This is a genomic window from Flavobacterium maritimum, assembly GCF_040049085.1.
Taxonomy (GTDB): Bacteria; Bacteroidota; Bacteroidia; order Flavobacteriales; family Flavobacteriaceae; genus Flavobacterium; species Flavobacterium maritimum.
In genome coordinates, this window is the sequence record NZ_JBDLZY010000002.1 from 90490 (window position 1) to 117176 (window position 26687).

Annotated in this window: 19 protein-coding genes; 7 read left to right on the top strand and 12 right to left on the bottom strand. The window is 35.7% G+C overall.

Annotation, left to right across the window (positions count from 1 at the left end):
• Nucleotides 1–112: 112 nt before the first annotated feature.
• The 5 genes from ABEB23_RS04495 to ABEB23_RS04515 all read right to left on the bottom strand — a co-directional run bounded on the left by ABEB23_RS04495 (nucleotide 113) and on the right by ABEB23_RS04515 (nucleotide 10213).
• The gene (locus ABEB23_RS04495) at nucleotides 113–3208 is read right to left on the bottom strand and encodes a SusC/RagA family TonB-linked outer membrane protein (protein ID WP_348811211.1); all 3096 of its coding nucleotides are present in this window, start codon (nucleotides 3206–3208) and stop codon (nucleotides 113–115) included.
• Nucleotides 3209–3742: 534 nt separating this feature from the next.
• Nucleotides 3743–4141 carry a Dabb family protein gene (locus tag ABEB23_RS04500; RefSeq protein ID WP_348811212.1) on the bottom strand — a complete coding sequence of 133 codons (399 nt, stop codon included), beginning with the start codon at nucleotides 4139–4141 and terminating at the stop codon, nucleotides 3743–3745.
• 263 nt (nucleotides 4142–4404) lie between these two features.
• Entirely contained in the window at nucleotides 4405–7764 is a 3360-nt protein-coding gene (locus tag ABEB23_RS04505; RefSeq protein WP_348811213.1) for a glycosyl hydrolase, read from the bottom strand.
• Nucleotides 7765–8270: 506 nt separating this feature from the next.
• A complete protein-coding gene (locus ABEB23_RS04510; protein ID WP_348811214.1) occupies nucleotides 8271–9173 on the bottom strand; it encodes a LysR family transcriptional regulator in 903 nt (300 codons plus the stop codon).
• A gap of 8 nt (nucleotides 9174–9181) precedes the next feature.
• Nucleotides 9182–10213 (bottom strand): GntR family transcriptional regulator, encoded by a 1032-nt coding sequence (locus tag ABEB23_RS04515; RefSeq protein WP_348811216.1) that lies wholly within the window; start codon nucleotides 10211–10213, stop codon nucleotides 9182–9184.
• A 407-nt stretch (nucleotides 10214–10620) separates the two neighbouring features.
• Here ABEB23_RS04515 and ABEB23_RS04520 point away from each other — a divergent pair, with 407 nt between their 5' ends.
• The 7 genes from ABEB23_RS04520 to arsB all read left to right on the top strand — a co-directional run bounded on the left by ABEB23_RS04520 (nucleotide 10621) and on the right by arsB (nucleotide 16232).
• Nucleotides 10621–10923, top strand: a complete 303-nt coding sequence (locus ABEB23_RS04520) for an ArsR/SmtB family transcription factor (protein WP_348811217.1) — start codon at nucleotides 10621–10623, stop codon at nucleotides 10921–10923.
• A 51-nt stretch (nucleotides 10924–10974) separates the two neighbouring features.
• Nucleotides 10975–12759, top strand: coding sequence for an arsenical pump-driving ATPase (gene arsA / locus ABEB23_RS04525; protein WP_348811218.1), 1785 nt, complete (start codon nucleotides 10975–10977; stop codon nucleotides 12757–12759).
• A 293-nt stretch (nucleotides 12760–13052) separates the two neighbouring features.
• Nucleotides 13053–13436 (top strand): hypothetical protein, encoded by a 384-nt coding sequence (locus tag ABEB23_RS04530; RefSeq protein ID WP_348811219.1) that lies wholly within the window; start codon nucleotides 13053–13055, stop codon nucleotides 13434–13436.
• A gap of 190 nt (nucleotides 13437–13626) precedes the next feature.
• A complete protein-coding gene (locus ABEB23_RS04535; RefSeq protein WP_348811220.1) occupies nucleotides 13627–13959 on the top strand; it encodes an ArsR/SmtB family transcription factor in 333 nt (110 codons plus the stop codon).
• A 19-nt stretch (nucleotides 13960–13978) separates the two neighbouring features.
• Nucleotides 13979–14518, top strand: a complete 540-nt coding sequence (locus tag ABEB23_RS04540; RefSeq protein ID WP_348811221.1) for a DUF6428 family protein — start codon at nucleotides 13979–13981, stop codon at nucleotides 14516–14518.
• A gap of 26 nt (nucleotides 14519–14544) precedes the next feature.
• Nucleotides 14545–15174, top strand: a complete 630-nt coding sequence (locus tag ABEB23_RS04545) for an arsenate-mycothiol transferase ArsC (protein WP_348811222.1) — start codon at nucleotides 14545–14547, stop codon at nucleotides 15172–15174.
• A gap of 2 nt (nucleotides 15175–15176) precedes the next feature.
• Complete coding sequence (gene arsB / locus ABEB23_RS04550) at nucleotides 15177–16232, top strand: ACR3 family arsenite efflux transporter (protein WP_348811223.1); 1056 nt, start codon at nucleotides 15177–15179, stop codon at nucleotides 16230–16232.
• A 53-nt stretch (nucleotides 16233–16285) separates the two neighbouring features.
• On the opposite strand, the gene ABEB23_RS04555 is transcribed toward arsB, so the two are convergent.
• From ABEB23_RS04555 to ABEB23_RS04585, 7 genes are all read right to left on the bottom strand, one after another.
• Nucleotides 16286–17302 (bottom strand): LLM class flavin-dependent oxidoreductase, encoded by a 1017-nt coding sequence (locus ABEB23_RS04555; protein ID WP_348811224.1) that lies wholly within the window; start codon nucleotides 17300–17302, stop codon nucleotides 16286–16288.
• A gap of 180 nt (nucleotides 17303–17482) precedes the next feature.
• Complete coding sequence (locus tag ABEB23_RS04560) at nucleotides 17483–17998, bottom strand: cupin domain-containing protein (RefSeq protein WP_348811225.1); 516 nt, start codon at nucleotides 17996–17998, stop codon at nucleotides 17483–17485.
• A 178-nt stretch (nucleotides 17999–18176) separates the two neighbouring features.
• Nucleotides 18177–19805, bottom strand: coding sequence for an alpha-amylase family glycosyl hydrolase (locus ABEB23_RS04565; protein ID WP_348811227.1), 1629 nt, complete (start codon nucleotides 19803–19805; stop codon nucleotides 18177–18179).
• An 11-nt stretch (nucleotides 19806–19816) separates the two neighbouring features.
• On the bottom strand, nucleotides 19817–21541 hold the full coding sequence (locus ABEB23_RS04570) for a glycoside hydrolase family protein (protein WP_348811228.1): 1725 nt from the start codon (nucleotides 21539–21541) through the stop codon (nucleotides 19817–19819).
• A 43-nt stretch (nucleotides 21542–21584) separates the two neighbouring features.
• Complete coding sequence (locus ABEB23_RS04575) at nucleotides 21585–22874, bottom strand: MFS transporter (RefSeq protein WP_348811229.1); 1290 nt, start codon at nucleotides 22872–22874, stop codon at nucleotides 21585–21587.
• Nucleotides 22874–23932, bottom strand: a complete 1059-nt coding sequence (locus ABEB23_RS04580; RefSeq protein WP_348811230.1) for a glycoside hydrolase family 130 protein — start codon at nucleotides 23930–23932, stop codon at nucleotides 22874–22876. The genes ABEB23_RS04575 and ABEB23_RS04580 overlap by 1 nt, the downstream gene beginning before the upstream one ends.
• 45 nt (nucleotides 23933–23977) lie before the next feature.
• Nucleotides 23978–26434 (bottom strand): hypothetical protein, encoded by a 2457-nt coding sequence (locus tag ABEB23_RS04585; protein ID WP_348811231.1) that lies wholly within the window; start codon nucleotides 26432–26434, stop codon nucleotides 23978–23980.
• Nucleotides 26435–26687: the final 253 nt, after the last annotated feature.

Genomic DNA, 26687 nt, shown 5'->3' on the forward strand with positions numbered 1-26687 from the left:
AATTTTGTAATTATGTAAACCCCGGCTTTAAGTTATCTTGTGATTTTAGTATTGAAAAAATTTGAAGAATAAAAGACTTAAAGCCTATGATTTAAAGTTTTAGTTTAGGTTATTAGAATCCAACATTAATACCAAATGTAACTGTTCTTGGTACCGGGTAACTTCCCCAATCCATTCCCAGATTAAGTGTACTTCCTCCTGTTCCATTAGAAGCTACACTTGCTTCAGGGTTAACTCCTCTGTAATTTGTAAAAGTGTATAGATTTTGTACTGAACTGTAAACACGCGCTGATTTGAAAAATTTACCTTTTGTAGGAACATTGAATCCTAAAGTTACGTTTTTAAAGGCGAAAAAAGAACCATCACTTACAAAACGAGTACTAGACCAGTCACGCTCCATATAAGTAGCTGCAGTGGTTTTTCCATAACGACCATCTCCAGGATCAGCTTCTGAACGCCAACGGTTCGCAACATCTGTTAATACATTAAATACCCCATCTAAATTCGTGTTTCCTTGGTCTGTCAATACCATCAAATCGTTTCCAGCTGAACCAGAACATACAATTGACAAATCGAAATCTTTATAATAGAATGTGTTTGTCATTCCTAATAATGCACTTGGAAAAGGATTACCAATAATCGTACGGTCATCATTATCTCCACCATAAGTAATGACACCGTCACCATTTACATCTTTATATTTTACAGTTCCCACTTGTGAATCAGTTGCTTTTGGAGAACTGTCAAATTCCGCTTGATTCTTGTAAACACCTTCTTGAATCAATCCGTAGAATTGTCCCAATGGTTTACCAACCTGAGTAATAGTCTGATAGTTACCAAAACCACCATAAATACGCTCCACACCATCAGCCAAGGCCAATACTTCATTATCATTGAAAGAGATATTAAAATTGGTGTTCCATTTGAATTCTCCAATTAAGTTTTTAGTCGTTAAACTAAACTCATGTCCCCAAAATTTAATTTCACCAACGTTGTCATTAAAGTTTGTAAATCCTGATTCTTGGGCCACTGCCACATTGTACAATAAATTAGTTGTGTTTTTAGTATAGAAATCATATCCGAAACGAATACGGTCGTCAAACAAACCTAAATCCAAACCTAAATCCAATTGAGCAGTTGTTTCCCATCCTAATTGATCATTACCTAATGAACTTACTGCTGCACCACTGGCAACTGTACTTCCGAAAACTGCATTAGCAGTATTATTAATCAAAGCATATTGCGTGTAATTACCGATATTATTATTACCAATTACACCATAACTTGCTTTTAATTTGGCAAAAGAAATTGCTGGGATTTTTTTAGCAAAATCTTCATCAGAAACAACCCATCCTGCTCCAATTGAAGGGAAATTACCCCAACGATTCTCTGAACCAAAACGAGAAGATCCATCACGACGAATAGCCGCTGTCAGTAAATATTTCCCTTTAAAACTATAATTCACACGAGATAGCAAAGAAGTTAAGGCCCATTCTTGTACATCTGTAAAAGTATTGGTGCGATCAATATTCAAAGCAGACTGAATAGCATGAATACGGTCATCAGGGAAACCTGTTGCTCTAATTTGAGAAATATCTGAACGATACGATTGATTTGTGTACCCTACCAATAATTCAACATTATGGTCACCAAAATCTCTCATGTAAGTCGCCGTATTTTCATTTAACCATGACATGTATTTTGTATCCGTATTAACTGCACTGGCAATAACTGGTGGCAATGATGCAAATACAGTAGAAGCTGTAGATGGATTAAAGTTTTTGAAAGCACTGTTTCCAAAATCCACATTAAAAGTTGTTTTCAAGATTAAATCAGAAATCGGTTCGTATTCTAATTTAGCATTTGAAAGTATTCTGCTTGATTTTGTTTCGTTTGTAATCTCATTAGCTGCACGATACCAGTTTGGAGTTGGAAATGCACCCGCAACTGATAAAGGTAATGAACCATCTTCATTTCTATATGGGCTTGTTGGCCATGTCAACATAGCATTATTGAACAAACCACCCGGAACTGCATTGTTTATATTTGATGCATAGAAAGCACCATCTGAACTTGGCGTATTATTGATAGAGTAACTTGGCGCTAAATTAAAGCCTAATCTAACCTTATCAGATAGTTCATAATCTGTATTAATACGTAATGAATAACGCTTGTAGTTAGAGTTAATCATTACTCCATCCTGGTTAAAAATACCCAGTACTGCAGAAGTACTCAATTTATCTTTGTTAGATGCAATTGAAAAATTATAACTTTGTAAAGGAGCATTTCTTAATAAAGCACCATACCAATCTGTTGATTTTCCAGCGTATTGAGAAGGATTTTGAAATTCAGCTGGCACTGCTTGTCCCAAATCTTCGTAAGATTCTTTCTTAAACTGAGCAAATTGTTCTGCATTCATTAAATCAGGACGTCCTTGTTGAGGAACTGATTGCATTCCTGTAAAAACATTAAAACTTGTAGTTGTTTGATTTTTCTTTGCTTGTTTAGTAGTAATCAATACTACTCCATTTGCCGCTCTGGAACCGTATAATGAAGTTGAAGCCGCATCTTTTAAAACCGAAATATTATCAATTTCATCAGGGTTTATGCTGCTAATATCGCCAACAATAGGAAAGCCATCAATAACATATAAAGGATCACTTCCTGCAAGTATTGAAGCCTGACCACGAATACGCATACTCATTCCCTGACCTGGTTTTCCAGTTGTTTGATTGATTTGTACCCCTACTAATTTTCCTTGAAGTTTTTGAGTAATCTGCGCTACAGGAATATCTTTCATTTCTTTCGCGTTTACATTTTGTACAGAACCTAATACTTTCTTTTTATTTTGGCTACCGTACCCTACTACAACTACTTCGTTCAAAACTTTGTTGTCTGGTTGCAAAGACACATTAATTGTAGTTTGTTTCCCCACAGTTACAGAAGTTGTGGTATAACCTATAAAGCTAATTTCTAATATATCTTTTTCTGATGCATCAATTTTAAATGAACCATCAAAGTCTGTATTAACTCCTTTTTTGGTTCCTTTCACCAAAACATTAGCTCCAATGACAGCTTCGTTCTTTTCATCGGTAACTCTTCCCTGAACGATTTGTTGAGCCATCGCTTGGGTACAGAATCCCAAATACAACACCAATGCCTTAATCAGGAATAGGCCAAATCGATGCTGTTGTAATAATTTCTTCATTTTCTGGATTTTTTTAGTTAGTATTTAATTATTCTTGGTTTTTTTTACACATAACACTTTTTTATGTTTTGTATGTTTCAAAATTAGCAATACAGCTTTTAACAACTGTCCTACGCAATCGTAATAGAAGTAACACTTTTCAATTCTTTTTATTTATTATATTAATAAATTTTAATAATTGCAATAAGTATGTGAGACATGGATTGTCAATAAAACAGGAGGCTCAAGTGTTTCATAATAAAAGAAATACATTCATTATATACCTGTATATTCAATTTAAAGCCTAAGTAATATCACTTAAATGAAGCGGAACTTCATGAATTTAACAATTATCTGCCATTTTATAGAAAACTATTTCTGCAACGATTACATTCTTGTATTGAATTTACCAAACTATGAAGACAAGCGTTTTAAAAGCAATCTGTAATACGGTATGAAATGATATAAAAAAAGGCGAACCCAACTATTACGTTCTGGGTTCACCTATGTAAGACTGAAACGAATTGACTTTAAATCATTCGTCCTAACAAATATTTATTTCAGAGTATTATTAGAAACAGCCCAATAATCAAACACTGTAACTTTATCCGGTGAAGGATTCAAAAGAGCTACAAATGCTTTATGGTCAGGATGAATCAAATAAGCATCCCTGTCGGCTTCGCTATTGAATGTAAGTAAAAAACAATGACTCAATCCTTGATTCAAGTTTTCGGGACTGTTATTTGTTCCCCATTCAAAAGATTTGATCAACGCAATTTTATCAGGCAAATTACCAAAGGCATTTACTATTTTATTGATATAAGCAGGATCCGTTCCTTCTTTCCAACCAAACATAACTACATGCCTGAGGACTTGCTTGTTATTGTCTTTTTGAGCATGTACAGTATGGTAGGTTGAAATTAGAACAAGTGTTATTAAGAGTAGTTTTTTCATTTTATTTTTTATTTAAATATATCAATTTATTTAACGCATTGTATTGGTGTAATTACCAAAAACATCAATTCGAGTGTTTTTTGTACAGTAAAACGGAATAAAGCTTCTCAACTACTGACATTGCTATCATCTGAAATGGAGAAGCTAAGTACTATTTATTATCGAAAATCATTAAGTACTAAAAGAAAAAACGGAATCAAAATAGGATTCTGATTCCGTTTTTCTAAATTCTAATACAAGAAACTTGCTTTTATGAGATTATTTTATTTTACAGATAAAACACTTACTGTACTCAATAATCCAGATGGCAACAACGGCGCATCCGCTTTGTAAAATGGCATCGTAGTGTAGGTAATTTTCTTTGCCACACCTGCTTGTTCATCCCCGATAAGTCTGTTTACCCATAGGTTTGTCACTTTTATTACCAAAGTATTTTTGCCCGGCTTCAACACAGCTGTAGCATCTACTCTAAATGGTGTCTTCCAAACAGTTCCCAATGATTTTCCATTTACGATAACTTCTGCTATGTTTTTCACCTCGCCAAGATCTATCCATAATTGAGCGCCTTTGATAAACCAGTTTTTTGGTGCCTCAATTGTTTTAGAGTAGGTTCCTGTTCCAGAAAAATATTTAACCCCTGCATCTGAACTTTCAGTCCAAGAAGTCAGTTTGTCAATAGTAATATCGGAAGGAGCTCCTCTGTCTTTTTGAAAACTCAAATTCCAATTTCCTTCTATCGCAGCCAATTTAGTTTCGGTTACAGCAGGCAAAACATGCGCTGTTGCAGTTGTACTTTCTTTGAATACTATAAACACGGCATCATTTGGTTCTAAATGCAAAGACACTTTAGTACGTCCATTTGCAAAAGAATAAGAAGCTGGTTCTGTTTTTCCTGTTTCGGGATGCCAAATTTCAACTGTTTTACCTGAAACCCTGAAAGTCGCTTCCAAATTTTCAGCTCTGTCGTTGCGGTTATTTACCCAATACAATTCCTGCTCCGGCAATTCGCGGTGAACATAAACTAATTTTGTATCCGCTTGTGGTTTTGTATATTCAAAATCCGGCTCCACTTGAGAAGTAGACAATACTTTTTCGATATTTTCTCCTGTATATACTTTTCCGTTTCCAATAGTTTTTACGCTATTATCAGCACCCCACAATTCATCTACTATGGTATCGAATGCTTTCTTATCATCTTTTAAACTTGGCGTCCCTGTTGGTTTTGGACCTACCACAATAGCCCCCGCTTTTACCAATTCACTAATTTTTTGGGCTACTTTCAATGTCATTTGCTTGCTATTGGCATCCAAAGCCAATACTTTATAATGCATCCCACTTGGAGTAACAATTTGTCCATTCTTAACTGAAAGCACATTAAGAAGTGCATCAGCATTGACGAAATCATAATTATAGCCTTCAGGAATATTAGGTTGTTTTTTACCAAAAAGAGAAGTGATATTATTGTCCTCTCCATAATAATAAATGACATCCGCAACAAACTTCCCTTGTTGTAATAAGTAAGAACTACGGGAAAGATAATCAGTCCAGGATTTTGCTTGTTCTGCCCAGGTTTCATGACGGGTAAACCATTGTCCGAATGGTCCTAATCCCAGTCCGGGAAAATGCTCATCCGATGGTTGGTGTACTGAAGTATGAATCACAAATCGATTCAATCCACTAGCCAATTCCATATCAGCAGTTGGTTTCAAACGTTCAGGTGAAAATGCCCATGCGTTACCAATAGCGGTAAGCGACTCGGCAGCCACTAAATTTTGTCCATAAATATGCGCTACCGAAGCCGATTCCCTAATATCGACATTATAGTCCTTTCCGTCACCTCCTATCATTCCGGGTGTCCACATAGCACCCATCGGAATATCCGCAGTACGTTTTACCTCCATTCCATCAGCAATCAAGGCACGATTAGACTCATGGGATTCGGAATAGCGTTTCATTCCACGTTCATGTAATAAAGTCGTTAGTTGATCATAATGGTATTCTGAAACCATTTCGCTTAGTGTTTTGCGATAGTCCCATAAAAAACGTTCACTTTCTTCTGAACTTTTTATGATATGCCCCGTTAATACCGGCATCCAGGGAATTAAACTGTATCCTCTTCGTTTGGCAAATTCAGCAGGCAAATTATTGGTCCAGTTTTGCGCACCGGCTTCCCAGCTATCGGTAACAATATATTGCAGACCTCCTTGGCTTCCCATCAAGCCTACCGTGGCATTTTTATACTGATCGAGATAATTTTCAAAGTAGGCTTTTATGGCAACCGGATCTAATTTGTCTACTTCTAACCCAGTTGCTTCAGGAGAAGCCGGGTGATTCGTTATCCCTAATAAAGAAAAACCAAAACGGACAATTTTCCAATTTCCTGCCGGAGGTGTCCAGTTTAAGGTACCATCAGCGTCTATTTTATCAGATAAATCAATTACATTTTCCAGAGCAGTTACATCGGTCGTACTTGGAGTTCCTTTTACATCTATAGTATTAACAGCCGCAAAAGCCGCTTTTTCTTCAAAACGATCAATTCGTGTCGCTGCATGCAAAACAATCTCGGCAACATCTGTTCCTTCGGGTGCTTTTGGAGCTTCTCCTCCCATACCAATCATAGATCCTAAACTAAATGGCGGTGGCGGATTTTTGAAGGTAACTCTAAAAAACTTAGCCGATGTTTCAGGAAAAGTAATCGTTTGCTGTATGATACCTCCGGCAGGAATAAATGTTATTTGTTTAAAATGTATCCCGTCATCACTAACCTCTACACTACGCGTATCGGCTTTTTCACCATACATACCGAAAGGCCCCTTATCTCCCCCTCCAACAACTGTTACCGCTTTGAATGTTTGTGGCTTTTCAAATGCAAATTGTATCCAGGCATTTTGCCCATTCGTTGTAGAAGGCAACAGATTCGTAATCGCAATATCACCATCTGTTAGTTGTTGCAAAGAAAAATTTCCACCACTAGAGGTAATTTTAGCTTTTAATTCAGCCAAAGAAACATCAGACGCTGGCAATTTATAGGCTATAAGAGCAATGTCTTCATAATAATTAGGTGGAGTTTTAGCTTCTCCTCCGCTTAATCCTTCGTCAAGACCTTTATTCATAGGAGCATTTTGAAAAACTCCTGTGTTCGTAGGCGCTTTAGGTAAAACTCCTTTAAACGGTTTTCCTCCTGTCACACGGATTTCACTCCATACTAACTTTTTCATACCTTGCTTAGCCGGAACCCATGGCCCACCACTTTCACTCCATCCCGGCGAACCGGCAATAGCCATTTCTAATTGTAGGGAATCTGCTAATTTTGTTGTGAACTGAAAAGCATCTTTCCATTCTGGTGTCATGTAAGTCAAACGTTTTTTTACAATTTGTGGTGTTGCCATGGCAGCATCAAAATTCATAAAACCACCAATTCCAACTCGGTTCATCCATAAAAGATCTTTGTAAATACCGTCTTTGGAAACATTTCCATGCATCCAATGCCACCATACCCTTGGCTTAGCAGAATTAGGAGGTGTAACAAATCCCTTCATTAGGGCATCCTTATTATCTTGTGCATAGCTGCTACAAGCCAGCATTAAAGAAAATACTGTGATTAATCCTGATTTTTTCTTCATATATATTTTTATAACAATTGAATATATTTTACCATTTTGAAATAATTAGTAGCACTATAGATTAAAGTTCTACCGTTCTTATGGTCTTTTTTGTAAAATAAGGGAATATCAAAAACATAACTGTCCTACTCAATCGTTATCGTAAATCGTATTTAGGGGAATTTTTACTTATCAAATTAATCAATTTTACTTATTAACCAAGAGACTAAGGTTCTAAGGTACAAAGATGCTGAGGCTCAAAGGCTCAAAGGTTCAAAGGTTCTTAGAAGATAAGGTTCTAACTTAAGCAGACAATTTAACAAGGACAAAACAACTATTTCCAAAATCAAGAAGTATATATAGTATTTACAAAAAAATCATAAACTATTTCTCTCAAAATTAGAGTCTTAGAGTCTTAGATTCTTAGAGCTATAGATTTTCAGTACCTTAGTTTCTAATCCTCTTACAACCTTAGAGTCTTAGAGTCTTAGATTCTAAGAACCTTTGAGTCTTTGTACCTTAGAACCTTAGCCCCTCACATCAAATTTAGAGTTCAATACTTGCTGGTATTCATCATCCAGCGTTTCTTTAAAAGCTAGGACTTTGGTCAGTTCCAAGCGCATGTCGTCAGAAAATGTTAATTCCTTAGATACAATTTCTTCCGAAAGGTTCGCAGAGAGCGAAGGATAAATAGCGATTCCGATTCCCGAATTTACCAATCCGGCTAACAATTCCATATTAGAAACTTCCTGAACAATATTAGCATCTCTCGAAAAACCAACATTTCTGCAATACATTTCAATATCATCAAAAATCGCCGGGCACAAATCTTTATTTAATTCGACCCATTTGTCATTTCTAAGTTGTTCGATTTTAATTTTTTGGTATTTTGCCAAAGGATGCTTTTTAGGCATAATAACATTCAAAAATTCAGTGTTCATCACCTGATGCTCCAAACCCTTAAAAACAAGAGGTAAAGTCGTGATTCCTAAATCAATGTTTCCTTTAAATAAAGCCTCTTGAACTGTTGTCCCTGTGCTATATTCCATAATTTTAAAAGTTATTTCCGGAAACAACTTCTGAAGCTTTTTAATCAGCTTTACAACTTCACTTGTAATACACAGTTTCGGAATTCCTAACTTTAGTTGTTTGCTTTTTTCGCTGTTAATTTTGGCGCTTTTTAATGTTCTGTCTAAGAGATCAATAACACGGCTTACCTCTTTCATCAGATAAGCTCCCGCTTCAGTCAGTTCTACTTTTCTATTATTAACTCTTTTTGATTTATCAAAGAGTTCATAACCCAATTCGTTTTCTAATTGTTGAATCTGATGCGTTAAGGCAGGTTGGGTAATATTCAATTTTTCGGCAGCTCTGCCAAAGTGTAATTCTTTGGCTACTACCAGAAACGATTTTAATTTACGTAATTCCATATTCTCTATTATAAAGATCCCCTAAGCACCAACTCAAACGGATTTTCGATATGTTCCTTTGAAGAATTCAACACCAGTTGTGCGGCTGATTTACCCATAGTTTCAAAGTCAGTTGAGATGGTCGTAAGCCCATTCATGATGAATTTTTTGAGAGGTGTTTCATTATAAGATATCACGCCTACCTGCTCCCCTACAGTTAAATTTAAAGAAATGATTTTATCCAGAATCTTTACTAAATCTTCTTCCATCAAATTAATATACACTTCTCCCTCATTGACTTCTTCGAGATCGAGATCATGTACAATTTTATAGTTAAAAGCATAACTGTAACAGAAGTTTTTAAATCCTTTCACTATTTCATCCGGGAAATAACTGTTCTCAGGAAAAATCAATTTCAAGGTGTGGTATTTACTCAAAGGCTCGAGCGCTTTACTGAGGGCATTATAAATATCATCCTCAAAATTTTCATAAACTGCCCCATAATTTCCTGTAATACCTTCTATTTTTTTCCCAACGATAATCAGTTTTTCTTTTGGTATTTCTTCGATTAACAATTGATATCCTTCAGCTTTCTCAATAAAATGGGGAATAATAACATAATGTGTGTATGCATTTTTTTGTTGATTCAATAATTTTTTGAATAACGCATAATCATTATTATAGATATAAAAATCAATTGCCGCTTTCTCACCCAAAGTCTCTACAAAAGCATCATAGATTATTTTCTTATGCGCACTCAATTTATTAAACATCAGGAATATTTTTAAATCCTGGGAAACATCGGTATTGGCAATAAAATAACCTTTGCCGTGAAAGGCTTCCAAAATGCCCATCTTTCTTAATTTATTGTATCCTTTTTCAATGGTAACCCTCGATATCTCATATTGAAAACTCAATTCATTGATAGATGGCATTGCATCACCTTTTTTAAGAATCCCTTGTTTAATGGCATTCAGCACAGCGTTGACCAACTGCTGGTACTTTGGAGTAGCCGAGAGTTCATCAATTCTGAGACTGTCAATTTTTGATAATTTTTTCATGATTTTTATCGCTTTGGTAATCTAAATTAAGAGGAAATTTGGTAAATATACTTTTTTAGTATTAAATAACTGTCCTTGCTTGAATGTCGAAATTTAATACATTTTCAATTCAATTCAGCAAACCCAATGTGTTTTTTAAACACAATGAAATCATTTTTTATTAAATTGTAATTATAAATTTACAAAAAAACTCAAGTTGTTTTTGTTATTCGAAGTAGATCAATTCCTTTTTACTAAACACAAATCCTACGGATTACCAATTTCGACAAAAAACGAATCAATTTTTTTCTTAAAAACAAGATGTTTAAATTGAAAAGTTTTAGGCGTTTGCCAACTAAAAATTGCGCAGAAAATCATGGCTTTAAAACCTTTTATTCGTAAATTTACGAATGATTTAATTCCTGAAAATGAAAGCTAAAAAAATAGATTCTTATACCAGCGAACAAACGGAATTAGCACGTTTTGCCAAGGCATTAGGACATCCCGTCAGAATTGCCATTTTGCAATTGTTAAACTCCAAATCCTGTTGCTATCATGGCGATATGGCCGAGGAATTACCTATTGCGAAATCAACATTGTCACAACATTTAAATGAACTTAAAGATGCCGGTTTAATTCAGGGAACGATTACACCTCCTTCTGTAAAATACTGCATTAATAAAGAAAATTGGGCATTAGCCAAAAGCTTACTGAACGGCTTTTTAACTTAATAAGTCAATCGACTAAAACATTTGAAATCATAATCAACCAAAAATAGCATCATGGAAAATGATTACACAAAATACTTGTTTTTTACCGGAAAGGGTGGTGTTGGAAAAACGTCACTTGCCTGTGCAACAGCTATAAAACTGGCCGATAAAGGAAAGAAAGTCCTTTTAATAAGCACCGATCCCGCTTCTAATTTGGAAGACGTATTACAAACTGAAGTTAACGATCAAATAAATCGGCACAAAGATTTAGAAAATTTGTTTACCATTAATATTAATCCTGAAGTTTCTGCCGAAGAGTACCGAGGGAGAGTGATAGACCCCTTACAAGGAATTGCGCCTCCGGAGGAAATAAAAAAAATTAAAGAAGGATTATCTGGTGCCTGTACTACAGAAATAGCTTCATTCGATGAATTTTCACGATTCATTACCGGAGAAGGCGATTTAAACTTTTATGATGTTATTATTTTTGATACAGCACCAACAGGTCACACGATTCGTCTTTTAGAATTGCCCGCAGCCTGGGATAATTTTCTGGACAACAATCCAGGTGGCGCTTCTTGTATTGGACCATCTTCCGCATTAAAAAGCAGCAAAGAAAGATACAAAAAAGTGGTAAACAGTTTAAGAGATGCTGCACAAACGACATTTTATCTGGTAAGTCGCCCAGAGACCTCTACCTTAAAAGAAGCTGCAAAAACAAGTTTGGAGTTAATCGAATTAGGAATGACAAACCAAAAATTATTGATAAACGGTATATTTATTCCAATTGATCAGACAGATGCTTTCGCAAATAAAATGCAACAAATAGCCGAAAAAGAATTATCTGAAATACCCGAAGCGCTAAAAAATTTAGATACCAAAAAATATCCCTTACTTCCTTATAATGTACTTGGCCTGGAAAAACTAAGATCCTTATTTGACATCAATCTACAGAAAAAAATTGTTAGCGAAGAGATTTCGAGTACCACTGAAATCAGTCATACACTTAATAATTTGGAAGTATTAGTTGATGAATTGGAAACCAATAACAATAACGGTTTAATAATGACGATGGGCAAAGGTGGTGTCGGAAAAACAATTGTTGCTGCAGCAATTGCAACGATCTTAGCTAAACGCGGGCATAAAGTTCTTTTAACAACCACTGATCCTGCGGCGCATATCAAAGACTTTATGAATCAGTTAAGTGAAGTTCCTGAAAATTTGACAATAGAAAGAATCGATCCCAAAGTAGAAACTGCCAATTATATCGAAAAGGTAGTTGCACAAAAAGGAGCAAACTTAGATGAAGAAGGTAAAAAATTATTAGTAGAGGATTTAAAATCTCCTTGCACTGAGGAAGTTGCTGTTTTTCACGCCTTTTCTAAAGCTATTCGTTCGGCAAAACGGCAATTTGTTGTGATGGATACTGCCCCTACAGGACATACATTACTACTTCTGGACACAACAGGAAGTTATCATCGGGAAGTATTGAAAAACACAGCGATCAATCCTGAACAAATTAAAACACCTTATATGTCGCTGCAAGACGGTACCTTTGCCAAACTATTATTAGTTGCTTTGCCGGAAACTACTCCAATGCGAGAAGCAGAAGCACTTCAAAACGACCTTATAAGAGCAGGAATCACTCCTTATGCCTGGGTCATCAATCAATGTCTTTCGGCTGTGGATAATTTAAAAGATCCTCTTTTAAAAAAACGCGCGCTCTCTGAAGGCCCTATCATAAAAAATATACAAGAAACACTTGCAAGAAGAACTTTTGGTATTCCTTACCTGACAGAAGAAAAATTATTGCCCGCTTTACTGAATCTCTATGAAAAGGCCGAAAAAAGTAATTAAAAAAGAACTGCTTTGGCATGAAAAAACAAGCCTTCGTTAATTTCAATTTTATTTTCATAACATACTTAAAATAAGGTAGTTAAAATTTTTATTGCATTTAAAATATTCTTAAATTAGTCGTCCAAAAAATAATGCACCTTCAATTTGAATGAAGACATACCAACAAGATGATGCAGTGTATTTTGGAGTACTTTGAAACAACTTCCCCCCAATCTTTGCCTTTTTTGGAATTGCTACTAAAAAAAAAATAATCAGATTCATTTAATTTCAAATTATTAAAAACAAAGACGAAAATGGAAACTAAAACAACAATTTCTCAGTTACATGAAGAGCACAAAACCTGGCTAAACAAGCTTTTGTTCTACAAAGATGAACTTTCAATTATGGCTAATAGAATTGCCGAAATAGGAACAAAGAATACTTCACAGGAGGCACGTTCTTTATGCGATCATTTTAATAATCAACTCATTATTCAGAGAGAACAGATCGACATTCTAAATCATGATATTAAAAGCCATGAATCTTATCTTGAGGCAGCCGTAAGAGATAATCCTGATGCCTATGATCATCAAAAATTTTCGGATCATAAAAAACACAGAGAAAGCATCGCAGTTTTTGAAAAGCTGTTTAAGGATTTAAGAGAAGAATTGATTGATTTTTTATCGAAATGGATGTAAAAAGGAAAAATATGGCCCAAAATAACGCGAAACGAAAGCATTTTATATTTTAAAATTATTCAATCCCAAACAATCATATCAGTCTGTCACTTATAGTTGATCTATCGAAAACTGATGTGTCAAAAAAAAGTATTGAATAATTTTTTTATTATTCTTATTAATCGTAATATTGCAATATAAATATATTACTATGGGAGCATCAAAAACAGATCACTTTACAGAACAGCAAAATGAAATGGCAATTTTAGCCAAAGCATTAGGCCATCCGGCACGCATAGCCATCATAGAATATCTACTAAAAGTAGACAGTTGTATTTGTGGTGACATCGTAAACGAGTTGCCATTAGCACAGCCAACTATTTCCCAACATTTAAAGGAACTTAAAAACGCCGATTTAATAAAAGGAAACTTTGAAGGCACCAGTATTTGTTACTGTATCAATGAAACGGGATTTGAAAAAATTAAAAGTTTTTTTCAAAGTATTTCTAATCATTTAGAAAAAAATAAAAACAAATGTTGTTAAATTTTTAAATACATTAACCATGAAATTATCACAAGCAAAAAACATTTTAACTTCGGTTGAAACTGTTAACTTCCAATTACCCGACGGTACTTTTGTACCAGAACATTTCCACGTTACAGAGGTGGGATTAATCACTAAAAACTTCATTGATTGCGGTGGGACCGTTCGAAAAGAAACAGTCGTAAACTTCCAGTTATGGGATGCCAATGATTTTGAACACCGTCTTAAACCGCAAAAATTACTCAACATCATCAACTTATCCGAAAAAGTTTTAGGTATCGATGATTTTGAAATTGAAGTCGAATTCCAAGCACAAACAATCGGTAAATACGATTTGGATTTCAACGGAAAAGATTTTGTATTAGTAAACAAACAAACCGCTTGCTTAGCTCAGGACCAATGTGGTATTCCTTCAGAAAAACAAAAAGTAAGATTATCAGACTTGAATACGTCATCTGGTTGTTGCGCACCAACTGCTGCTTCAGAAAAACCAAAAGTAATTTTATCTGAAACGAATAACGAACCTAGTTGTTGTACCCCAAGCACTGGATGTTGCTAATTTTTAAAATGATCTAAAGTAAAACGATGTCAAATAAAACAATCCTATTCCCGGAAATCGAAAATGTTATCAATACTATTGATATAAAAAACATATCCCCTGAACGTAAAATCATTTTGCAACCGCTTATTGATTACATTCAGGCTAAGGTAAGCAACCAACAAGAAATCAGACTGAACTTAATTTGTACACACAATTCCAGAAGAAGTCATTTGTCACAAGTTTGGGCACAAACAGCAGCAGCGTATTTCAATATAAAAAATGTATTTTGCTATTCGGGTGGTACTGAAGCCACTGCTTTATTTCCTATGGCAGCCAAAACATTAGAAAAAACGGGATTTAAAATTAAAACCATTTCAGAAGGAAAGAATCCGGTTTATGCGATAAAATATTCAGAAAACGAACATCCTATTATTGGTTTTTCTAAAACCTATGATGATGATTTTAATCCACAATCTGAGTTTGTTGCTATTCTGACTTGTTCCCAAGCTGATGGAGGTTGCCCTTTTATTGCAGGTGCTGAAAAACGTATTCCGATTACTTTTGAAGATCCGAAAGCTTTTGACAATACCCCGCAACAGGCTGAAAAATATGAAGAGAGAAGTTTACAAATTGCTTCCGAAATGTTGTATGTATTCTCCCAAATAAATTCATAACCATGGCCTTAACTAAAAAAAGATTAAATTTTCTCGATAACTATTTGACACTTTGGATATTCCTAGCTATGGCAATCGGTGTTTCCATAGGTTACTTTATACCTTCAAGCAGTGGGTACATTAATTCTCTTTCAAACGGGACAACCAATGTTCCTCTTGCAATCGGATTAATTTTGATGATGTATCCACCATTGACTAAAATTGATTTTTCGAAAATTCCGTTAATGTTTGAAAAGCCAAAATTACTGACTGCTTCCTTTTTAATCACCTGGATTGTGGGTCCGTTTTTAATGTTTTCATTGGCCACATTCTTTTTGAAAGATTATCCGGAATACATGACCGGTTTAATCATAATTGGAATTGCGCCTTGTATCGCAATGGTTATTGTTTGGAACGAATTAGCCGAAGGGAATCGCGAATTAACCGCAGGTCTGATTGGAATTAACAGTTTACTGCAAGTATTCTTTTTTAGCTTGTATGCTTATTTTTATTTGGAAATCATGTTGCCTTTATTTGGCATAAAAGGCTTGGAACTGAATATTACAATTGCTGAAATTGCAACAACAGTCGGGATTTATTTAGGAATTCCATTTGGCTTGGCCGTAATCAGTCGTTACGCCATCAAAAAATATATAGGTGACAAATGGTTCAATCAAAAGTTTATTCCTTTTGTTTCACCAATAACTTTGATTGCCTTGCTTTTTACAATCGTAATAATGTTCAGTTTAAAAGGCGAAATGATTGTTGATTTACCATTTGACGTACTTCGAATTGCAGTCCCACTGGTAATTTTCTTTGCCATCATGTTTTTCCTGATGTTTTTTGTATCAAAAAAGATTGGAGCCAACTATAGAGATGCTGTCGCCCTCTCATTCACCGCCTCAGGAAATAATTTTGAATTGGCAATTGCCGTTTCAATAGGAGTTTTTGGAATCAATAGCGGACAAGCCTTTGCTGGTGTTATTGGTCCGTTAGTGGAAGTTCCGGCATTGATAATTTTAGTAAATGTCGCTTTTTGGCTAAGAAAAAAATATTATTTAAAAACGAACACTATTTAAATCATAATCTTTCCGTTACAATTTTACATCGAGTCCTAAATAAACAATACTGCTTATTTAGGGCTCTTCGTATTTATCGTATCCATAACTTCTTTTACAATTTTCAAACTTTTCAATTTATCCTGATGATCAAAAATTGGGCTGGTAATCATCAATTCATCTACACGGGAATAATCAATAAATTTCTCTAATTCAATCACTAATTTCTCCTTACTTCCTGTAAAGGTACAAGCAGTCATTTGATTGACATGAAAACGTTCTTCTTCGTTCATGAGCCCATCCAAAGAATCAACAGGTGGCTGTAACCCCTTTCTATCGTTTTTTACCATATTGAGAAACATTTGATACAGGCTAGTTGACAAAATTTCAGCTTCTTTATCAGTTTCGGCAGCAATAACATTGACGCAGGCCATTGTTTTTGGTTTTTCTAAAAATCGGGAAGCCTGAAAATTATTTCGATAAAATTCAAAGGCCATGATCATTTGTTTAGGTGCAAAATGTCCTGCAAAGGCATACGGCAATCCTTTGGCAGCAGCCAAAGCAGCACTATCCATACTGGAACCTAAAATCCAAATGGGAACCTTTGTACCCTCAGCGGGAAAAGCGCGCACATTTGCAGCAGCATTCTCCTCTGAAAAATATTTCTGAAGTTCTGCGACATTTTGAGGAAACCGTTGTGATTGTTCAAAGAAATCTTTACGTATGGCTTGTGCTGTTTGCCCATCAGTTCCGGGTGCTCTACCCAGACCTAAATCAATTCGGTTAGGATAAAGTATTTCGAGGGTTCCAAATTGCTCTGCAACAATAAGTGGTGAATGATTGGGCAACATGATTCCACCGGAACCAACACGAATATTTTGGGTTTGACTGGCAATATAACCTATCAGAACGACCGTTGCAGAACTCGCTACATGCGCCATATTATGATGTTCTGCCAACCAAAATCGATTGTATCCCAAGTTGTCGGCAAGTTGAGCGACTGCAGCAGTTTTTTGGAATGTTTCGTTTGCATTACTGTCTTGCGTTATCAATGCCAATTCTAATAAGGAAACAGGAATATTTTGTGCCATTTTAAATTTCAGATTTTGAGCAAAATTAAAGCATTTAAGCAGAACGCATCTCACCTTCCGTGTTAATTGAATTATAATTGTTTAACCCAAAAAAAAAACATTGCTCAGGAATAAATATACTCCTTGAACAATGTTCTTATTCTTTTTTGGCAATGCCAATGTATTAAAGTAATACTTTATTTATCTACCGAAATCATCTTGTAAGCGAACAATATCCTCTTCATCTGAAGGGTTTTCAGGATCGGTATGTTCCCAAATTTCGGCAACTACTCCCCAAGAATCCAATCCAATTAAACGATGACGTTCGCCTTTGTCCATTTGGATAAAATTACCGGGGCTAAGCTTCTGAATTTCTCCCTCTTCGTCTGTAGCACTGGTTTTCACTCCTACAACACCGGACAATATTTCCCAGATTTCCGCTCTTCGAAAATGATATTGCCACGACAAGCGTTTATGGGGAGCCACAACCAAAATCTTTGGACTTAGTTTATTAGTAATTTTAATCGTTTCCATATCCAGATGTGGAAAAAACTTAGCGGCAAAAGCTGCTGCCTGACTTTCGTCGATAACAAAAAAACCTCCCCAAGGTCGGGTTTCATCCTGTTTTATAACGGTTAAGTTTTCTTCTTTTAATGCTGCGGCAATTTGCTCAAAAACAGCTTTTTTATCTAAATTATTAGGGATATTTAAATTCATTTCTATTGGTTTTTAAAGTGAAAAATATTCTACTGGTATTCCATGTTGTCTTTTTAAGACGGTTTGTCAAGTCGAGCGAAGTCGAGACCAGACGTTGAGTCTCGACTCCGCTCGACTTGACAACCTACTAACAACTTTTCACAGGAAACGACATTGGATTGTTTTATGTATCCGAATTCTAGTTTCTATAAATTATAAATCCATTTGGTTTTAACGTGATCTCTCCCATCAAGATTTTAGCTCCTTTTGGAAGGTTTATTTTTTTTTCAGGACCAAAGTTAATTGCTACTGTAATTTGGTTTCCTTCAAAAGATCGGGTAAACAAAATTTGGCCGTCTTTATGTTCCAGCCGATCGTATTTACCATATTGCAGGACTTTTTCATTATTCCTTAAAGCAATTAATTTTTTGTAGCGGTTAAGAATTGAATTCTCTTTGTTTGATAGCTGCTGAACATTGGTTTGTTTGTAATCGGAATTGATTTTAATCCATGTTTTCTCGGTTGAAAATCCGGCGAAAACATTCCCATCCCACTGCATCGGACTACGTGATTTATCACGGTTGTGCTCATTTCCTTCCAAGAGTGCTTCATCAGAACTTTTACCTTTGGCTACCGCCAATTCATAATGCGTTTTTCCCTGAATATCAACCATCTCTTCTAGATTCTTTGCGATAATATTATGCATTCCGATTTCTTCACCATAATAAACAAAAGGAACTCCTTTGGCGGTCAGTATCAAAGCCGCCAAAGCCAAAGCTTTATCAGGATTCCCATCTGCCAACCGGTCAATCATTCGAGGCATATCATGACTGCCAAAGAACAAGGTTGGATAGTTGCTCATGTTTTTTTCCATGCTTTGCAACTCACCAAAAATGCGTTGGGAAGAAAATTTTTGAATACTTCCAAAGTTGAAATTGAAAACCACATCTAATAAATCCTTCGACTGGTATTGTTTCAAGACTTCAATTTTATCACTACCTATTTCGCCAACAATGAAACGGTTATCGTATTCATTGACAGTTGATTTTATCATTCGCATCGCATCTTTAACACCTGTCTGATCAATATCATTTATGTGCAATTGTTGTCCGTCTTTCACTGGATTGTCAGCTGTAATTCCGTTCGTGTTCAAAAAATTAATCACATCCAGTCGAAATCCATCCACACCGCTATCCAACCAAAACCGAAGTACTTTCTGAACCTCAGTGACCACTTTTGGATTAGACCAATTGAGATCGGCCATCTTTTTATCAAACTTATGATAGTAGTATTGGTTGGTCAAACTGTCTTTTTTCCAAGCAGTTCCTCCAAAAAACGATTCCCAATTATTCGGCGTGTCCTTCCAGATATAATAATCGCGATACGGATTATCAACTGATTTTCGGGACTCTTGAAACCACTTACAATCTGTTGAAGTATGATTCAAAACCATGTCCATAATTACTTTGATATCTCTTTTATGCGCTTCTTTCAAAAAAGTATCAAAATCTTCTTTACTGCCATAAGTGGGATCTACCTCATAATAATTGGCAATATCATAGCCATTGTCGACCTTTGGAGAAGTCAGGAAAGGTGTCAGCCAAATCCCTTTGACACCTAATTGCCTTAAATAATCCAATTTAGTGGTCATCCCTTTAAAATCGCCATATCCATCGCCATTGCTATCGGCATAACTTGGCATATAGATTTGATAAAAAACAGATTCTTTCCACCATTTTTTATCGACTTCAGTCTGCTGCGCCAGTACATTATTGGTATCAGCCAAAAAGGAGATAAACAGTATAAAGATCAATGATTTAAAGTTCATGAGTACTCTTTTTATTTTTTCTGCTGGGCATTATAATCAACGACAATACCATCAACCAACATTTTAGATCCTTCATAGCTGATTTTACCACCAACAGGAACACAAACAATGACTGCGGCACTTTCTGGTGACAGCTTAATTTTGGCAGAAGAAGAAACATTACGTGCCACAAAATCACCCGATACTGTATTATATAAATCCACTTTTTTTCCTGCTTCCGTTTGTATTACAACTTTTTTACTTTTGTTATATGGATTATAATATAAAAAAGAAGGATAGGCTTTATCACTATAAAAATCAGTCGCCAAAAGATTCAGTTGCAGGATACCCGTCACATTTGTTGCGCGAATAATACTTCCAAAAATACCGACATGTCCACTACCGTAAACACTGAATTGAGATTCTTCCGGATTTTGACCCAATACCCAAAGTGGTCCATCACCTTGCGCCACAGGCCCTTTTAAATTTTCATACGCTTTATAACTGGATTGACGAATGATTCCTTCGTACCCAATTACTCCTTTGGTAACCTCTGCCAGTTGAGGAATCGTTTCATGCTCATCCGGCATGTATTGCGGATAAAAAAAGCGTGAAGCATTTGCAGCATTCAACATCCATTTTCCAATAGCGGTTGCATACGATTGATCATAGCGAACCATTGGTACCATTGGCCAAGCCATATCATAAGTGTTCATCAAAAAACCATAACCACCATGATCTACTGTACTTCCAACGGTTCCTGAGATATCCATACCATTCCAATTCCCTACTAATACACCCCAGCCTTCACGACAGATTGCGGTTCCGTCAAAAGTCCAGCCCAACATTTTATTGGTATCAAATTGCTTTCCTTCCTCGGCATTTATTCTTGCGGCCAAATAGGCTCCGAAAGGCATTAATAATTCATAGGTTGGATTTACAGTTTGGGATTGCAATGCTGTCAAAGCACTTTTAGCCCCTTTCAAATACCTTGGATCTCCAAACTTTTTATAAGCTGCATACAAAACCCAGGCATGACCAGCTGCTGCATCAGGCTGCGCACAGATGTTATTTTTCATGGGTTTCATTTTCCCATAATCAAAATAAGAGTAGTCATAATTTCCATTCAATATAGAATCTGCTTCAAGAAATTTTTCGGCTATACTTTTTGCAATTTCATCAAAACCCGGTTCGTTAGGATATTGATTGTAAACCGCATAAAATAAGAGGTTCGGATATACATCGTACCACCAGTCCCGACCATAACCACCACCTAACAAAGCGACTTCAGGACAGGTATTATTCATCATAATATTCCAACCTGTTTCCTTGTTGAAATAGTTTTTAAGCATCCCAACATAATTCAGGTTTGGTTGTTTGCTTTTATCAATTCCTACTAAACTGGCTCCCAAAGTAGCCCCCATCGTAGCCAAAGCTTCATGAAACATCCCTTTATTATTTACTCCTTGTCTCACATCAGCAACTGCAGTATACATACCTACAACGTCTTGAGGAAAATTCTTCTTACTGTTATCCATCCATACCATCGGCCAATATTTACCTTTGGCATTGAAATCAAAGACCGTATTATCAAAACGGACAGCTAATTCTTTATAATCAATAATCTGAAATGGTTGTGGCAAGTTTGGCATCTGATCCACACGAGCTATCTTTTGTTGCTTAACTTGGGCAATTCCATTTAGTCCTAAAAGGAAGAAAAACAGACCTGCAAAAGTCATTTTGAAAATAGTATTCATTCTTTATTTTTTTAAATTATAAATAGATTTTAAACACAAACAATTACACCATTTTTTCTGCTACCTCACCCAGCACTTTCTCATCAATTACCGCCTCTTCCGGTGAAAGTAATTCCCCTTCCGCAATAATTTTTTTGGCCACAAAAATGGAACTCAACTGCAATATAGCAACAATTACGATAGCATAGCGCAGTGCGATTTCAGTCGATATAGTGTAAGCCAAAACAAGAAACGTTCCTGCTCCCAAAAACCTACCTGCAAACAAACCTGCCTCATGGTTCAGGATATAAGCAAACTCTCCCCTCTTCTCAATTTTTGAAACAATATCAATTACTTTGAACTGAATTGGAAAATAAGCCAAATCCATCAATGGTTTTGCAATCAATAACAATAAAATAAATATAATTACGCCTGTTTGATTAAATAAAAATCCATTGATTATGGCACCTAAGGCAAATAATGAAAGACCTGCCGTAAATATCTTTATTCGGTCTGACGGTTTACTAATTCTTCCTAAAACGTACATGATTACCGCTGCAATTACAGCTCCAATAGATTGTGCTGTCCCCAATGCTCCTTCTTTACCTAACAATAACATGATAAGCATTGCAGGTGCGGTTACCAGAAATCCTTGCACCAAACCTTTCAATAAGGCCAGAGACAATAATTTGTACCATAATTGGTGGAATTTAAAAAACACATATTTTTTCTGTTCCGGGTTTTGAAACGTCCCTCTGAAACAAACAATAGAGGCTACTACAGTCACCAAAAATACAATTCCGGTAATGATTAAGTAGGCCGTGTGTATTTGCGCTTCGTTGCCACTGGATTCAATAAACCAACCAATTGTAATCGGAATCACAACGGCAATAATGGTATAGAAAAAAGTTTCTAAGCCATAGTAGTAATTCCTGTTCGAATCATTCGTAATGGCTAACGCCAAATAATCCCGGTTAGACCAATAAAAACCAAAAGACAATCCCATTGTAATACCCGCGACCCCAATTCCAACAAGGTCGAGCGTCTTCAAAGACATCATAATCATCATCGAAACTCCGCTGAGCATCATTCCTGCCGAATACAGTTTTCTGATGTTAAAATGTTTCAGTAAAAAACCATTCAATAAAAACGTAAGCGGAATTCCGGCGTAAATAGTCAGTTGATAAATAACCACCTTAACGGGATCATTTGAACTTCGCATCACGTAAGCCGCCACAAAAATATCTATCACCGGTAAAACAATAGCATAGACTAGATTGGTTAGCATTAATATCTGGAAATTGTGGGTCTGGCTTTTAAAATGACCAATTTCTGTTTTTAGTTTCTTGATCATTAGATATCTTTTAGAAGTGAATTAATAGCTGCAATAGAAAATTCAGCACCACAAACAAATTCATCAGAGGCGCCATAATAAATAGTAACCGTATCGCCATCAGGATGTACAACATGTCCGTTAGTGAATACTACGTTTCCAAAAAATCCGGTCAATTCATAGTTTGCTGTTGGAACCATAATAGGTTCTTCTGTACGGGCAATTACTTTGGTAGGATCTTCTAAATCCATTAAAAAAGCTCCAAGGCAATATTGATGCTCTGCATTGGCACCATGATAAATAGCCAACCAGCCTTTATCTGTTTTTATTGGAGAAGCTCCGGCACCAACTCTTTTACTATCCCATAAACCTGCTCTTGTTTTAATAATACAATGATGATTTCCCCAATGAAGACCATCAGGAGAGGAAGTTATCCAAATATAGTTTCCACCAATATCAACACTGCTCGGACGGTGCAAAGCATAATACAAACCATTAATTTTTTCTTCAAAAATGGCACAATCTTTATTATGCGGAGGCAACATCATTCCGTGTGATTGAAAATTTTTCCAATCGGTAGTTGTGCGCAAACCAACTCCTACTCCATTATCTGAAACTGCTGTATAGGTCAAATGATACGTACCGTCAAGTAAAGTTACCCTGCAATCTTCTACTCCAAAGGTTTCCAAAATTCCTTCACCAACTAAAAGCGGATAATTTTCTGGCTCATAAAATTTACGCCCATCTTCACTGCACAATAATCTCAAATGAGATAATGTAGTTAAATAATCAACTCCTTTATAATTAATTACCCTTGCGTCACTGGCATCTAATTCAGGATCATCTTTAGGGATTTCTATAATTTTAATCGACCCGTCTTCCTTTAGAATAGGAAAAGAAATTACCGTATCATTTTGTTTCGGTCTTTCTGCAACTCTCACCAAAAGCCAAGTTTTTCCATCAAATTCAAATACTCCCGGATTAAGTAGACAAGTAATTTCTAGCCCCTCTCTACTTGGCGGTAAATCGGCAGGCGATAATAAAGGGTTTTCTGTAAAACGTTTTGCTATATCTTTCATGCTGTTCTATTTTTAGTTTTTTAGTTTTTTAGTTTTTAATTTTTTTTAGTTTTTAAAGTCGGGATCCATATCTGCTGTTCTGCTTCCTGCCAGTTCATTTGCCATAAGGATAAAAACATTCCAACACAAACCTCGGGTGGAAGGCCACCATGAATCGGTTGTAGTCCATTTTGTTGGGATAAATTCTTTACTGTAAGGCCATTCCGGATTAAGATTTATTTCGGCCCAAGCTCTGTTTTCCATCATTTTTTTTGCTTTCTCCCAACCGTGTTTTTGTCCCACTACATAGGCACAATATTCGGCACGAAACCAACTGCCACCATTGTAATAAATACCATCATTTGCCCCTCCCACATAATTTGATTTTCCAAATTCGCCGAAAGGCTGGTAATCGGTATTCATAAACGAATATCCTTGTTTGTCCTTAGTCAGTTGAATGATTAAAGGGGCTGTTGTACCATATTCCGGATGCGGAGAATTGGGAACTTTATTGAGCAACGGAATTTGGTTTAAATGATTCACTACCATTTCGTCAGTCAAAATAGGACGATTGAATAACCAGAGCGAATAAAATTCCGGCTCTAAATCAGTTATCGCGATAATGTCCGGAAATTGCTTGTCGTATAAAAGGTGTTTTCGTTTTTCATCATAAAAATTGCGGTATTCGGCTTCCGCCTTTTCGATATAGGAATCGGATATTTCATAGCCCAATTCTTTTATGGTTCGCAAAGCGATTGCCAACATTCCTTGATTAACGGCTAATCGGTCAGTTTTTGGATTAAAATCAAGAACATCTACTTGACACAAAGGGAAATGCGACTTACACTTACCATCTCTGTCGTCGTCAAATTCATTTAATACAAAATCGATTGCTTTCTGAATTTTATCTTTTGGCAAATCCACTCCAAAACGTCTTTTGTTCATCATGGCCCAAATCAAAAACTGAATGGTCGCTTCATTATCTTTTACCTCTATCGAGCCCATATAAGGGGTGATAATGGTACCAACAGCTCCTTTTTGATTTTGGGTCTGCGCCCACTTATTCCAAATGGAAAGATTCAATTCTTTATTATAACTTGATACAATCGAAAAAAACGAATCCCGATTATACATATCTGGCGAATAGTTCATGTTCGGAACATTGAAAGGCGTAAAATCATCTATAGAACTAATCCATGTAAGCATATTGAAATTGGCATACAACATCTTCTCTATCAAATTCCCTTTAAATCCTTTTCCTTCGGCCAAGCGTGATTGTGAAGATACTACAAAATCGTGATGGTTTGTCCAAGGCTCCACGAAAACATAGGTCGTTTTTGTCACCTTTTCACCAATATTCATTCTGTTATAAGGCTCTTTTTGAGGAAGATGCTCAATAACTTGTAAATTTTTAATTTGAAGACTGGTATCTTTCCCGTCTTGTGTACCAATGAATAAAGACACACTGTCATTCTCAATATAGGGAACCAAAACACTGCCTTTAAAAAGCGTCCATTGCTTTTCTGAACTTGGAAATTTATCAATGTATTTGACACCGTTTTCCAGTTCAACGGTTTTTTTTCCGTTTTTAATTCTAAAAAGTTTGAGTGCTACAGATGCTTTCCCTTTCGAAAGAAAAGAAATGGTATATACTTTTTGATCTTTAAAAGGGGCTAGGATTTCAAATCCCGACTGTTTGTTATCTTTGAATTTCAGCGTATAAATACTGTCTTTTTTTTCGATTGCAATAGCTCCAACTCTTTTAAATTGGTCATCTATTTTTAATTTCAATTGCTTTCCTGCATCCAAATTGTACATTTCACCAAAAGTCTGTCTGATGTAATGTTCGTTACTGGTTCTTTCCTCTAAAGAAGCTACCGAAACCAGTTCAGGATCCGGAAGTTTTCGCATCCCAACAAAACCACCACCATGCCCGTTAAAGCGTCTTCGGGTGGTTCGGGTGTAATGATTTTTATAACCGGCATCCATCAAAAATCCAACAAGCTGGTTATCTGGCGTGACAAATCCAGCCGAAGGATACATTTCGTGTGCAAAGCCTCCGGGGAAATTATCGTATTCAAAAGTTACATATTTAGAAGGTATTTGCGCCGGTTTTGAAGTTTCCGATATCATATAATACAAAGAAGGCATCCCTGATTGTAACAAATCAATGCTCTTTTTAATGACATTATTATTTATAATTTCATAAGTGACCGAAATAGAAATATTCAAATCAAGTTCAGCAATATAGCTATCTCTTGTTAAATGCACTGTTTTATTGTCGCCCGACCATTTAGCTCCTTTCCACGCGGAAATTGTAGCTTTTTCACTTAAATCAAAATTGGTCATTTCAAGAGAAAATTCTTCGGTGTTTTTCACCAATAGCTGATTACCATTATAAATAGCAACATTATAACCCTGTATATCATCGCCTACAACTTTTAAGTTAATATTCTGGCTTGACGAAATCGTTCCGACAAAACAGAATAGTAAAATAGAAAGGGTATTTAAAAATTTACACATATTAAAATATTTACTTGTTTAAAAGGCTAATCAGAACTCTGTTTTTTTTTATGATTATTTCTTTACTTATGAATTTATTGCTTGTTTAAAAAAAAGAGAAGCAGCAATTTTTTTTTATTGCAACCGCTGCTTCTCAAGGGTAACTACTATTTAAAATCAACCAACCATATTTTTATTACCTATTTGGCATTCTATTTCTAAATTTTATTAATTAGAGAAGCAGCAATTTTTTTAATTGTAATTGCTACTTCTC